Source organism: Roseomonas populi (assembly GCF_024594815.1).
Lineage (GTDB): Bacteria > Pseudomonadota > Alphaproteobacteria > Acetobacterales > Acetobacteraceae > Roseomonas > Roseomonas populi.
The window spans coordinates 78,496-90,606 of the sequence record NZ_JANJOU010000016.1; the positions used below are offsets into that span (position 1 = coordinate 78,496).

Sequence of the window (12,111 nt, forward strand, 5' to 3'; positions counted from 1 at the left end):
TGATACGCCAGCTTACCATTCCGTTCGGCTCGCGCCGGTCAGGGCAGCACGAGCTCGGCTGCCAGCCCGCCGCCATCGGTCCGGTTGTAGAGGCGAACAGAGCCGCCGATGCTCCCCGCCAGTTGCCCGGCGATAGCAAGACCCAGCCCGGTCCCGCCCGTGTCGCGGCTGCGCGACCCTTCCAGCCGGACGAAGGGCTGCATCACGGCGTCCAGCATGTCCTCCGGGATGCCGGGGCCGCGGTCCCGGACCGTGATGACCGTCCGACCGTCCCTGCCACGCTCGACGCCGATCTCGGCCGTGCCCGCGAACTTGAGGGCATTGTCGAGGAAGTTGGAGAGGATACGCCGAAGCGCGTGCGGCTTGGTGGAGACCACGCCTTCCACCAGGGCGGCGACGGTGACGTCCTTGCCGGTATCCTGGTAGTCGCAGGCGAGGCTGTCCACAAAGGCCGCGAGGTCAATACGAGCCTCCTTCTCCCCGCTGCCATGGGCGCTGCGGGCATAGGCAATGCCGTCCTGGACCAGCGCCTCGATCTCGCGCAGATCGTGCACCAGCTTGTCCCGCTCCGGCGAATCCGGCGCCATGTCCGCGCGCAGGCGCATCCGCGTGATAGGCGTCTGCAGGTCGTGGGAGATGGCGGCGAGGATCTGTACCCGCTCCTCCAGGTACCCGGCGATCCGGCGGCGCATGGCGTTGAAGGCGCGGGCCGCATGGGCCACCTCGCTGGGGCCGGTCTCGCTCAGGTCGGTGCCCTTCCGGTTCGGATCCAGCGCGTCGGCCGCCGCCGCCAACTCGCCGAGCGGCCGCAGCGCCTGGTTCATGGCGAGCCAGGCGCAGAGCACGAGTAGGACCATCTGCGCGGCCAGAACCCAGGGCAGCCAACTGGCGACGGGCATGACGCCGCGCGGCGTGATGTCGATGGTCAGGGGACTGCCGTCGTTCAGGGTCAGGTGGGCCTGTAGCCGCTCCCGCCCCCCGGGGATGGATCGGATGGCGACGGGGAACCGCCCGCCCGCCGCCTCCTCGATCCGCGCCGCGATCTCGCGCCTCCGGGTGGACGTTTCCGCCACACCCGGCTCTCCGGGGCCGATCACGAAGCGATAGCTGCCGCGGGCCAGCCATTCGGCAAGCCAGGGACGGTCCTCCGCCGGGCTCCGGTCGAGGATGTTGATCGAGGTGGCGACGTCGCTCTCCAGCGTGCCAAGCATCACCGCCTTGGCCGACAGGTACCGTTCGGCGCCCAACGCGGCGAGGGACAGGCCATAGGCCGCGGCCAGGCCGGCGAGGAGGATGAAAAAGACGCGGAGCCGCAGGGTGCGCGGCCACCAGCCGCGGGAGGCGTGCGCGGCGCTCACCCCATGGGTTCCGTGATCTCGACCGAGGCCGAGAAGACGTAGCCCTCACTCCGCACGGTCTTGATGTAGGCCGGGTCGCGCGCGTCGTCGCGCAGCCGCTGGCGCAGGCGGCTCACCAGCAGGTCGATGGAGCGGTCGAAGAGCTCCGCGTCTCGCCCCTGGGTGAGGTTGAGGAGCTGGTCGCGGTTCAGGACGCGGTTGGGGTGGTCGATGAAGACGCGGAGGAGCCGGTACTCGGCGCCGCTCAGCGCTACCTCAGTGCCCTCCCTGTCGATCAGGTGCCGGCCCACGGTGTTAAGGCGCCAGTTGCCGAAGGTCAGGACCTTGCCGGCCTCGCTGATCTGCAGGTTGGGCGGCAGCATCCGGGTTCGGCGCAGCACGGCGTTGATGCGCGCCAGCAGCTCCCGCGCGGCGAAGGGCTTCAGCACGTAGTCATCCGCGCCCATCTCGAGCCCGATGATGCGGTCGGTCTCGTCGCTGCGGGCCGTCAGCATGAGGATGGGGATGGCCTTGTGCCTGCCCCCGCGCAGTTCGCGGCAGAGGGTCAGCCCGTCCTCCCTCGGCATCATGATGTCGAGCACGACCAGGTCCACCGTGTTGGCGTCCAGGAAGCTCCGCATCTGCCGTCCGTCGGCGGCCACCGTCACGCGCAGGCCGTTCCGTCTCAGGTACTCGGAGACCAGATCGCGGATCTCCCGGTCGTCGTCGACGATCAGGATGTGGTCGACATGGTCCATGCCCGTCCTCCTCGCCGCCCGCCGCGAGTGTATCGTGCCCGCTCCGGGGATGACGACCCCGGCTTGCCGCAGGATAGGATCGGCCGGGTATCCCGCCTGTATCGGCGTGGGCCTGAATTGTATGCCCACGTATCTCCGACCGGGACGGGGTGGGCGCTGCCCGGCCCGCGCCGGAATGTACCGGCGTGTATGGCGCGGCCCCGCAGCGACACCGCGGTACGCTTCCCGCCGCCCGGGCACATACCCCGGATACCCGGCCCCGCTGGGATGGCGGCACGGCTTCAATCCCCGGAGGTGGCCATGCCCTTTCTCCTCGTCGCTTACATCGGCGGCGCGCTGACGATCCTCAGCCCCTGCATCCTGCCGGTCATCCCCTTCGTCCTCGCGCGGGCCGGGCGTTCCTTCCTGCGCGATACGCTACCGATGCTGGCCGGCATGGCCATCACCTTCGCCCTGGTCGCCTCGCTGGGGGCAGTGGGCGGGGGATGGGCAGTCCGGGCGAATGAGATCGGGCGCCTCGTCGCGATCCTGCTGCTGGCGCTCTTCGGCACCGCTCTGCTGCTGCCCGGTCTGGCGAACACCCTGGCCCGGCCCTTCGTGGCTGGGGGCAACCGGCTGATCGGCGCCGCCGGCGGCCGCCGATGGGGCGCCGCCGGCTCGCTGCTGGTCGGCGTGGCGACGGGGATGCTCTGGACACCGTGCGCCGGGCCGATCCTCGGCCTCGTGCTGACGGGGGCAGCGCTGAACGGCGCCAATATCGGCACGGCGCTGTTGCTGCTGGCCTATGCCGCCGGCGCGGGCACCTCGCTGGCCGTGGCACTGCTCGCAGGCCGGCTGGCCCTGGCCCTGGCCACCCTGAGGGGATTGCTCGGCGCTGGGGAATGGGTGCGGCGCAGCCTGGGCGCCGCCGTCCTCGCCGGCGTGACCGTCATCGCGCTGCGCCTCGACACGGGTGCGCTGGCGCGGGTGTCCTACGCCAGCACCACGGCCGCCGAGCGGGCGGTGCTTAACAGGCTGCGTCCCGCCCCGACTCCCGCGGCCGAAAGCGGCGCCGAGGCTTCCGACGCCGCCCCGCCATACCGCAGCAGCTTGCCCGTGCAGGGCAGCGCGGCCCCGCTGGAAGGCGCGGTGCATTGGCTGAACTCTCCACCGCTAGCGACGGAGGCGCTGCGCGACAAGGTGGTGCTGGTCGATTTCTGGACCTACTCCTGCATCAACTGCATCCGCACCACCCCCTACCTGCGCGCCTGGGCGGAGCGGTACCGGGACCAGGGCCTCGTCGTCGTCGGTGTCCACACGCCGGAGTTCGCCTTCGAGAAGCGGCTCCAGAACGTGCGCCGCGCCGTGTCCGACTTCGGGATCACCTATCCCGTGGCGGTGGACAGCGATTACCGAATCTGGCGCGCCTGGCGGAACAACGCCTGGCCGGCTTTCTACCTCGTCGATGCCAGCGGGCGCATCCGCTACAGCCAGTTCGGCGAGGGGCACTACGATCGCTTAGAGGCCGCCATCCAGGACCTGCTGCGCGAGGCGGGCAGCGGCATGCCGGCCGGCGCAGCGGCCGAGCCCCGGCCCCAGGCCATCGAGGCGGCGCCGGACCTGGCCAACATCCGCTCCGGCGAGACCTATGTCGGCTATCGTCAGGCCAGCAACTTCGCCTCCCGCGAGCGCGTGCGGGACGACGCGGCGCGGGACTACTCTATCGGCGACCTGCGCGTGAACGAATGGGGCCTGTCCGGCAACTGGACGGTTCAGGCCGAGCAGGCCGTGCTGAACGTGCCCGGCGGCGGCCTCGACCACCGCTTCAGCGCGCGGGATCTGCACCTGGTGCTCGGCCCCGGTGGCGCCGGCAGCCCCGTGCGCTTCCGCGTTACGATCGACGGGCAGGCGCCCGGCGCCGATCACGGCGCGGACACGGATGCCGAGGGCTACGGCACGGTGGACGCGACCCGTCTCTACCAACTCGTCCGCCAGTCGGGCGCCGTGCGGGCGCGCCGCTTCGAGATCCGATTCCTTGATCCCGGCGTCGAGGCCTTCGCCTTCACCTTCGGCTGATCCGCCTTCCCGATCCATCACACCGCAGGAGCAGGCCCGTGATGAAGCGGCATAACGTCACCGCCCTCGCCATGGCCATCGCGGCCAGAACTTCCGCGGTGGACGCCGAGGTGCGGAACGTCGTCATTGTCCACGGTGCCCTGACCGACGGCTATCTCGCTCTACTGGCTGACGGGAACGGGTGCCTCTGCCGCGCGCATCTCCTGGAAGGACCATTCGAACAGCTTCAACGTGCGCGAGATCACGGGCAAGCCCATGGCAGTCACTTCGCGGCCTGAGAGCAGCTGCGGATCTTCGTGGACGAGGCGCGCGAGGCCTTCCGGCGCCTGCGCTGATCCGCCGCACCTCCGGGCGAGCCGCGCCGTGCCCTTCGGGCCGGCGCGGCCGCAACCGCTTCTACCGTCGCGGTTGCAAGGGGGCACGGGTGCTGGTGTGCCCGCGATGCCGGAAACTTCCGATCACTGCCGGAGGTCCAGCCTTCTCTCGATCCGCCACGCACTGCCAAGGCGGCCAGATTGCCATCCCCCGGACAGTCCTTCAAGCAGTTCCCGGGAGGTCGCGTCATCGACATTGTATCGCCGCGTGTACAGCAGCCCGCCCTGTACAGGGTCTTGCAGATCCCGGGAGTCCGCGACATCGCGGCGATACAGCGGCGCGGTCTTCTCCCCTTCGCCAACGACGTGAAGAGGAGACAGTGATGCCCGAACAGATAGATCAGCGCCGCAGGACGTTCCTTGGGACCGCCGCCCTGGGTGTCGCGGCCACCGGGCTGGCCACCATCAAGCCCGCCCTCGCCCAGCAGGAACCACAGGGCGCTTCGCCGCCCACCCGCCTGGCGGCCCGCCCCGTGGCCGTGGGCCGCACGGCCTTCCCGGCCCTGAAGCATATCCGGGCCGGCGTCCTGGACGTGGCCTATGTCGAGGAGGGCCCGGCGGACGGCAACCCGGTCCTGCTGTTCCATGGCTGGCCCTACGACATCCACGCCTTCGTGGACGTGGCGCCGATCCTGACGGCGGCGGGCTACCGGGTGATCATCCCCTATCTCCGCGGCTACGGCGCCACGCGCTTCCTCTCCGCCGACACGCCCCGCAACGGCCAGCAGAGCGCGCTCGCGGTGGACGCCATCGCGCTGATGGACGCACTGGGCATCCAGAAGGCCCTCGTCGCCGGCTTCGACTGGGGCGCCCGCAACGCCTGCATCCTGGCCGCCCTGTTCCCCGAGCGCTGCACGGCCCTTGTCTCCGTCAGCGGCTATCTCATCGGCAGCCAGGAGGCCAACCGCGCGCCCCTGCCGCCGAAGGCGGAGCTGCTGTGGTGGTACCAGTTCTACTTCGCCACGGAGCGCGGCGCGCAGGGCTACGCGAAGAACACGCGGGACTTCGTGCGCCTGATCTGGGAACTGGCCTCGCCGAAATGGCGGTTCGACGACGCCACCTTCGACCGCTCCGCGACGGCGCTCGACAACCCGGACCATGTGGCGATCTCGATCCACAACTATCGCTGGCGCCTGGCCCTGGCCCAGGGTGAGGCGAAGTACGACGAGCTGGAGGCGAAGCTCGCCGCCTTTCCCACGATCGGCCTGCCCACCATCACGCTGGAGGGCGACGCGAACGGCGCCCCCTATCCGCCGCCGGCCAGCTACGCCCGCAAGTTCACCGGCCGCTACCAGCACCGGGACATCACCGGCGGCATCGGCCACGACCTGCCGCAGGAAGCGCCGCGTGAGTTCGCCCAGGCGATCCTGGATGTGGACCGGTTCTAACCCCGACCATCACCTGAAAGGATAAGAGACCATGAGCCATCCTCGCTCGGCGAGCCGTGCCGTCCTGGCCGCGTTCGGCCTCGCCCTCCTCAGCGCCTGCGCGCCGTCCACCCCGCCACCCTTCATCGGGAACGAGGAGATGCGCGGCGGACCGCTGCCGGCCGCGGCAAACAAAGCGCCCCCACCCGGGGCCGCCTAGTCCAGTGTCATTCCCGCCAGCACGCGGCGCCAACGCTCCCCCTCCTTCGTGACCGCCTCGGCAAAGGTGGCCGCACCGCCGCCGAGCGGAACCGTTCCCTGGGCCGCCAGCTTCACCCGGATCTCAGAGGAGGCCATGGCGCGGGTGAAGGCATCCTCCAGCACCGCTCGGACCGGCTCCGGCGTGGCGCGCGGCAAGACAATGCCCGCGGAGGAACCGTTCACGAGACCGGGCATGCCCGCCTCGGCCGCGCCCGGCGTCTCCGGCAGCAGCGCCAGCCGCTCTCGCACCGCGGCGACCAGGGCGCGCAGCGTGCCGGCTCGGATATGCTCCACGACAACAGGCGTCGCCTCCGCGGTGGCTGAGACCTCGCCGGCGAGCACCGCCTGCACGCCGGCGGCGCCGGACCGGTAGTGCACCGCGGTCAGTTCCGCCCCGCCCAGGAACTGCAGGAGGGCGAGGGTCTGGTGCGGGGAGCTGCCGGCCCCGGCCGTGCTCCAGGTCAGCCGTCGGGGCTCCGATCGGGCCAGGGCGATGAACTCCCTCAGTCCGGCGCCGTCCGGCAGCAGGCCGGGGCGGACCACCAAGATATGGGGCGTGTCGGCGAGCGGCGCGACGAAGGAGAAGTCCTTCGCCGGATCGAAGGGAAGCCGGCGGTACAGCACGGGGTTCACCGCCAGCATGCCGATGCTGCAGAAGAGCACGGTGTACCCGTCCGGCTGCGCGCGCGCCGCGGCCTCGGCCGCGATGTTGCCGCCCGCGCCCGTGCGGTTCTCCACCACCACGGGCTGGCCGAGAATGGGGCTCGTCGCCTCCGCCACGATGCGGGCCACGAGGTCGCTGATCCCGCCGGGACCGAAGGGCACGATCATCCGCAGCGGGCGCGCGGGAAAGGCCTGCGCCAGCGCTGGTCGCGCCAGGGTCGTCAGGACGGGCGCGGCGAGGGCAGGCCCCGCCAGGAAGGTGCGGCGCCTCACCGCGCGGCTCGCCGCAGGCGCAGCATCATGCTGTCGAAGGAGTAGTCTGCGACCTGATGATAGCCGTAGGAGCGGTCGCGGAAGGCCACCTGACTCTCCAGCAGTTCCTTGAAGCGCGGGGAATGGGCCGACATCTCCGCAAAGACCTCCTGAGTGGTCCGGTAGAAAGCGTCCAGCACCTCGTTCGGGAAGGCGCGGAGCTGGGTCCCGTTGGCGACAAGGCGGTACAGCGCCTCCACGTTCTTCCAGTCGTACTGCGCGAGCATCCACTGCGTCGCGGCGCCAGAGGCGGTGGTGAGCACGGCCTGATAGGATTTCGGCAGCTCGTTCCAGCGCTCCAGGTTGATGAAGGCGTGGAACACGGCGCCGCCCTCGCCCCAGCCGGGATAGTAGTAGTAGCGCGCAACCTTCTCGAAGCCGAGCTTCGCGTCGTCATAGGGGCCGACATACTCGACGCCGTCGATCGTGCCGCGCTCCAGCGCTGCGTAGATGTCGCCGGGCGCGATCTGCTGCGGCACCACGCCGAGCTTGGCCATCACGTTCCCGGCCAGCCCGGCCACGCGGAACTTGAGCCCTTTCAGGTCCTCGACCGAGCGAATCTCCTTGCGGTACCAACCGCCCATCTGGTTCCCGCTGTTGCCGAGCGGCAGGCCGTAGACGTTGTACTCCTTCAGCAGGCGGTTCAGCATCTCGTTGCCACCGCCGTGGTACAGCCAGGCGGCTTGCTGCCGCGGGTTCAGCATGAAGGGCACAGTGGTGGTGAAGGCGAAGGCCGGATCCTTGCCGGTGAAGAACAGGCCCCCGGTATGCGCCATCTCGACGCTGTTCGACGACACGGCGTCCAGCGCCTGCAACCCCGGCACGATCTCCCCGGCCGCGAAGGGGGTGATGCGGAACCTGCCATCCGTCATCTCGCCGACGACGCGCGCGAGGTACTCGCAGGCGGAGTAGGTCACGTCGAGCGCCTTCGGGAAGGAACTGGTCATGCGCCACCGGATCTCGGGCGCGGATTGCGCCAGCGCCGGTGCGGCGAGGGCGGGCAGGACGAGAGCGGGCGCCGCGGAGCCCGCGGCCATGAGGTGACGACGACGCATCGGGAAGCTCCTGATCGGTCCGGGCCAGGACATTACAGACCCGGCACCAAGCCGTTGCCCAGCATGAATCCGCGATTTGCTTGCTGAAATCCGTCTTCCTGGTAAGAGTGATGATCATCAGGCAACAAGTTGCCCAAAGTTGGAGCAGGAACGAATGAGCGTGTCCCCGACCTGGAGCGGCGTGGTGGCCCACCTCCACATCACCCCCCGCGCCTTCCTGCCCATGCAGGGGCAGGAGGCGATCGAGCTGGTGGCCGGTGAAGGGATCGTGGGCGACCGCTACCGCATCGGCACGGAGACCGGCTTCTACTCCGAGAAGCCCGAGGAGGGCCGTCAGGTCACCCTGTTCGAGGCCGAGGTGCTGGAGGCCATCCTGCGCGACTACAAGATGGAGATCCTGCCGGAGGAGCACCGCCGCAACGTCACCACGCGCGGCGTGCCGGTGAACCATCTCGTCGGCCAGCGCTTCCGCCTTGGCGGTTGCGTGGTGGAGGCGACGCGCCTCTCCATCCCCTGCCGCCACATCGAGGAGATCCTGGGCAAGCCGGTCTTCGACCCCCTGGTCCACCGCTCCGGCCTGAACTGCAAGATCCTGGAGGGCGGGACGCTGCGCGTGGGCGACGCCATCCGGCCGCTCTAAGCCCCCATGCCCCGCCACATCGAGCTGCGCGTCGCGGAGGTCCGCCCGGCGGGACCGGGTATCCTGCGCGTGACCCTGCGCGACCCGGATGGCTGGCCGCTGCCGCGCGTGAAGCCCGGGGCACATCTGGACCTGCATGTGCCGGGCGTGGGCCCGCGCGCCTATAGCCTCTGCGGCGACCCGGCGGTGCAGGACGCCTGGACGGTGGCGGTGAAGCTGGAGCTGGAATCGCGCGGCGGAAGCGCCTGGGTGCACGCGCTGGCGCAGGGCGACGCGGTCGCGGCGTCCATGCCTCGCTGCACCTTCCCGCTGGCGGAAGGGGCGGGGCGGCACGTGATGATCGCGGGTGGGATCGGCGTCACGCCCTTCCTCGCCATGGCGCCGGTGCTGGAGCGCGCGGGGGCGGACTGGACCCTGCACCTGCTGCACCGGGGCGCCCTCCCCTGCCCCGAGGACCTGTCGCCCTGGCTTGAATCCGGTCGTGCCGTCGCGCACGACACGGCGGCGGTCCCGCGCCCGAGCCTTGAGTTCCTTCTTGGCCCGTACCGGCCCGGGCTGCAGGCCTATTGCTGCGGCCCGAACGCGATGATCGAGGATTTCGAGCGCTCCACCGCCGCCTGGCCCACGGGCAGCGCGCGGGCGGAGCACTTCGTCCCGCCGGTGCTGCCGCCGGACCCGGACGCGCGGCCCTATACTCTGGTGCTGGCAGGCAGTGGCGCCACGGCAGATGTGCCCGCGGGCGGGAGCATGCTGGTGGCACTGCGCGCCCTTGGTGCGAAGGTCGAGGCCTCCTGCGAGGGCGGGATCTGCGGCGCCTGCAAGCTGCGCTGGCTGGAGGGGGCGCCACTCCACCGCGACCGCGTGCTGACTCCGCAGGAGCGGGAGACGCACTTGATGGCCTGCGTGGCCGGCTGCACCTCCGACAGGCTGGTGGTCGAGGCATGAGCGCCAGTCTTCGCAAGCCAGCGCCCGACCGGGATGCCGCCCGCAAGGCGGAACTCGGCACGAGGCTGCGCGCGCTGCGCCAGAGCCGCGAGATGACGCTGGAGGTGCTGGCGGAGGCTGCCGGCCTGGACAAGGGCTACCTCTCCCGGCTGGAGAGAGGGCTGAAGAATCCTTCCATCGCCACCGTACTGCGCCTGTCGGAGGCGCTGGAGGTGCCGGTGGCCGAGCTGTTCGGAGAGCGGCTGGCCGAGCACGCAGTGCGTGTCACCCGGGCGCAGGACCGCCTGGCGGTCTCGACCGTGGAGGAGGGCGTGAACGGCATCGAGGCGCTGAGCCGCGACGGCGCTGCGCTGGAAGCCTTCGTGCTGCATCCTGCCGCCGAGTTCAGCCCGGACGGCCATGCCGAGCATGCGGGCGAGGAGCTGTTCTTCGTGCTGCGCGGCACGATTGAGCTTCGCTTCGCCGACCGGGGCTTCGTTTTGGAAACCGGGGACTGCGCCCAGTTCCCCGGCCACCTGCCGCATCGCATCCGTCGCGTCGGGCCGGAGCCAGCCTCGGCGCTTGTCGCCGTCGCGCAACCGGCGCAGGGCCGCAGGGGCTAGCGGCCTTCGTGGGGCTGCAGCCGCTTCGCCAGGAGTCAGCGTTCCAGCTGGCTCGCTTGCTCACCCCCGTGAGTTGACCCACAGCACCACTGACCGCCCCTTTGCCGCGTTCGAGAAGCCGTGCGGCGTACTGCTGGCAAAGCGAAAGGAATCGCCTTGCGCCAAGCTGTAGGTAGCATCCTGGATGACTAGGTCGATGCTGCCCTCCAGTACCAGTCCCGCCTCCTCTCCCTCGTGGCTGTAGAGGTCCATGCCCGTGCTGGATCCTGGTTCCAGCGTCATTGTGAAGAGCCGCAGTTCTCCTGCCGCGGATGGAACCAGCGACGTTTTGGTGATCCCGCTGGGGTGGAAGGTGACAGGCGTTGCATCCGCCGCGCGCCGGATGTGCGACGCCCCCTCCCCCGCCCCGGCCGGGCTGACGAGTGAGAGGAAATCCACCCCCAGCAGCTCCGCGATCCGCACCAGTTCCCGGATGGGAAGGGAGGAGAGGCCACGCTCCACCTGGCTGAGATAGCCCACCGACCTGCCCAGGCTCAGCGCCAACTCAGCAAGCGGCATGCGGCGTGTCTCACGCAGCAGCCGCAGTCGACGCCCGATCGTGCTGTCGATGGCAGCGGTGGAGACGGGCTCGGCGGGCCGGGCGGTTTGGGAGGGATCACGTGCCAAGCAGCCTCCTTGGATTTCATATCGGTGAAACAGACTTGCACCACCGTGAACGCGGTGCCTAGTCTCGTCACGATGAAAGCAGCCCTCTCCGCCCCGGAAAGCAATTGAGCGACTTCCACCCCTCCATGGATCCCGGCGTGGTCGCCTATGTCGAGAAGGCAAGGCAGGACGCGGGCCGGATGGCGGGGATCGTGGACCTCTCGCCCGACCAGCGGCGGCTGCGAGCGGAGATCCTCGCCCGCCTCACCGCCGAGCGGCATCCGGACTGGCTCTCCACCTACACCACTTACGTCACCCTCCCCGGGCGCGAAATCCCCATCCACGTCCACGTGCCGGCCGGCGGTGGGCCGCGTCCCGCCATCCTCTACCTGCACGGCGGAAGCTGGATCGCCGGCAGCCCGGAGTCCCACGACTTCATCACGGCCAGCCTGGCCGCCAACACCGGCGCCGTCCTGCTCAGCGTCCACTACCGCCGCGCGCCGGAGAACCCCTACCCGGCGGCCACGGAAGATGCCTACGCAGCCCTGTGCTGGGCCGCGCAGCGGGCCGAGGCGCTGGGGATCGACCCCAACCGCCTCGCCATCGCCGGGGACAGTGCGGGCGGCAACCTCGCCGCGGCCTGTGCCCTGATGGCGCGCGACCGGGGGGGCCCGGCCATCGCGCACCAGACGCTGCTCTACCCCACGCTGGACGACGACCTGGAGACGGAGAGCTACCGCGCCGGGACCGACCCCATCCTCACCCGCGCGGCGATGAGGGAAGCGCTGGAGGCATTCCTGCCCGCGGGCGCTGGGGCGGATGATGGCTATGCCCTGCCCATGCGCGCCCCCGGCCTCGCCGGCCTGCCGCCCGCCTGCCTCAGCATCGCGGCCCTCGATCCGCTGCGGGACGACGGGCTGCGCTACGCCGCCCGGCTGGAGGAGGCGGGCGTCCCGACGGTCACCCGCGTCGGCCCGGGCCTGATCCACGGCTATGTCCGCATGCGCCGGTTCAGCGCCGTGGCCGAGGCCGAGTTCCAGGCCGTCTGCGCCGAGATCCGCGCTGCCCTCGACCTGCCCGCCGGTCCCACGTGGTAG

Annotated in this window: 13 protein-coding genes; 8 read left to right on the top strand and 5 right to left on the bottom strand. The window is 70.5% G+C overall.

Translation table 11 applies throughout. The annotated features are described in order from the left end of the window. Nucleotides 1-38: 38 nt before the first annotated feature. Nucleotides 39-1,358 (bottom strand): ATP-binding protein, encoded by a 1,320-nt coding sequence (locus tag NRP21_RS17325; protein ID WP_257717483.1) that lies wholly within the window; start codon nt 1,356-1,358, stop codon nt 39-41. Next, nucleotides 1,355-2,095 carry a response regulator gene (locus NRP21_RS17330; protein ID WP_257717484.1) on the bottom strand — a complete coding sequence of 247 codons (741 nt, stop codon included), beginning with the start codon at nt 2,093-2,095 and terminating at the stop codon, nt 1,355-1,357. The genes NRP21_RS17325 and NRP21_RS17330 overlap by 4 nt, the downstream gene beginning before the upstream one ends. A 300-nt stretch (nt 2,096-2,395) precedes the next feature. Here NRP21_RS17330 and NRP21_RS17335 point away from each other — a divergent pair, with 300 nt between their 5' ends. From NRP21_RS17335 to NRP21_RS17350, 4 genes are all read left to right on the top strand, one after another. After that, nucleotides 2,396-4,150, top strand: a complete 1,755-nt coding sequence (locus tag NRP21_RS17335) for a cytochrome c biogenesis protein DipZ (protein ID WP_257717485.1) — start codon at nt 2,396-2,398, stop codon at nt 4,148-4,150. Between the two features lie 41 nt (nt 4,151-4,191). Then, nucleotides 4,192-4,428, top strand: coding sequence for a hypothetical protein (locus tag NRP21_RS17340; RefSeq protein ID WP_257717486.1), 237 nt, complete (start codon nt 4,192-4,194; stop codon nt 4,426-4,428). Between the two features lie 419 nt (nt 4,429-4,847). After that, nucleotides 4,848-5,912 carry an alpha/beta fold hydrolase gene (locus NRP21_RS17345; protein WP_257717487.1) on the top strand — a complete coding sequence of 355 codons (1,065 nt, stop codon included), beginning with the start codon at nt 4,848-4,850 and terminating at the stop codon, nt 5,910-5,912. Between the two features lie 31 nt (nt 5,913-5,943). After that, entirely contained in the window at nt 5,944-6,111 is a 168-nt protein-coding gene (locus NRP21_RS17350; protein ID WP_257717488.1) for a hypothetical protein, read from the top strand. Here NRP21_RS17350 and NRP21_RS17355 read toward each other — a convergent pair. Together NRP21_RS17355 and NRP21_RS17360 are read right to left on the bottom strand one after the other, a co-directional pair. Then, a complete protein-coding gene (locus NRP21_RS17355; RefSeq protein WP_257717489.1) occupies nt 6,108-7,088 on the bottom strand; it encodes a Bug family tripartite tricarboxylate transporter substrate binding protein in 981 nt (326 codons plus the stop codon). The two genes, NRP21_RS17350 and NRP21_RS17355, sit on opposite strands and share 4 nt — an antisense overlap. Continuing rightward, on the bottom strand, nt 7,085-8,182 hold the full coding sequence (locus NRP21_RS17360; protein ID WP_257717490.1) for a TRAP transporter substrate-binding protein: 1,098 nt from the start codon (nt 8,180-8,182) through the stop codon (nt 7,085-7,087). Before NRP21_RS17360 ends, NRP21_RS17355 begins: the two co-directional genes overlap by 4 nt. Nucleotides 8,183-8,336: 154 nt before the next feature. Between NRP21_RS17360 and NRP21_RS17365 the strand changes: the two genes are divergently transcribed. Genes NRP21_RS17365 through NRP21_RS17375 form a run of 3 tightly spaced genes read left to right on the top strand, consistent with a single transcriptional unit; the run spans nt 8,337 to nt 10,369 of the window. Next, nucleotides 8,337-8,822, top strand: coding sequence for an MOSC domain-containing protein (locus NRP21_RS17365; protein WP_257717491.1), 486 nt, complete (start codon nt 8,337-8,339; stop codon nt 8,820-8,822). Nucleotides 8,823-8,828: 6 nt separating this feature from the next. Then, the gene (locus tag NRP21_RS17370) at nt 8,829-9,767 is read left to right on the top strand and encodes a PDR/VanB family oxidoreductase (protein WP_257717492.1); all 939 of its coding nucleotides are present in this window, start codon (nt 8,829-8,831) and stop codon (nt 9,765-9,767) included. Continuing rightward, nucleotides 9,764-10,369 carry a helix-turn-helix domain-containing protein gene (locus NRP21_RS17375; protein ID WP_257717493.1) on the top strand — a complete coding sequence of 202 codons (606 nt, stop codon included), beginning with the start codon at nt 9,764-9,766 and terminating at the stop codon, nt 10,367-10,369. Before NRP21_RS17370 ends, NRP21_RS17375 begins: the two co-directional genes overlap by 4 nt. 60 nt (nt 10,370-10,429) lie before the next feature. On the opposite strand, the gene NRP21_RS17380 is transcribed toward NRP21_RS17375, so the two are convergent. After that, nucleotides 10,430-11,035, bottom strand: coding sequence for a helix-turn-helix domain-containing protein (locus NRP21_RS17380; protein WP_257717494.1), 606 nt, complete (start codon nt 11,033-11,035; stop codon nt 10,430-10,432). A 104-nt stretch (nt 11,036-11,139) separates the two neighbouring features. Between NRP21_RS17380 and NRP21_RS17385 the strand changes: the two genes are divergently transcribed. Continuing rightward, nucleotides 11,140-12,111: an alpha/beta hydrolase gene (locus NRP21_RS17385; RefSeq protein WP_257717495.1), complete on the top strand. Its 972-nt coding sequence runs from the start codon at nt 11,140-11,142 to the stop codon at nt 12,109-12,111.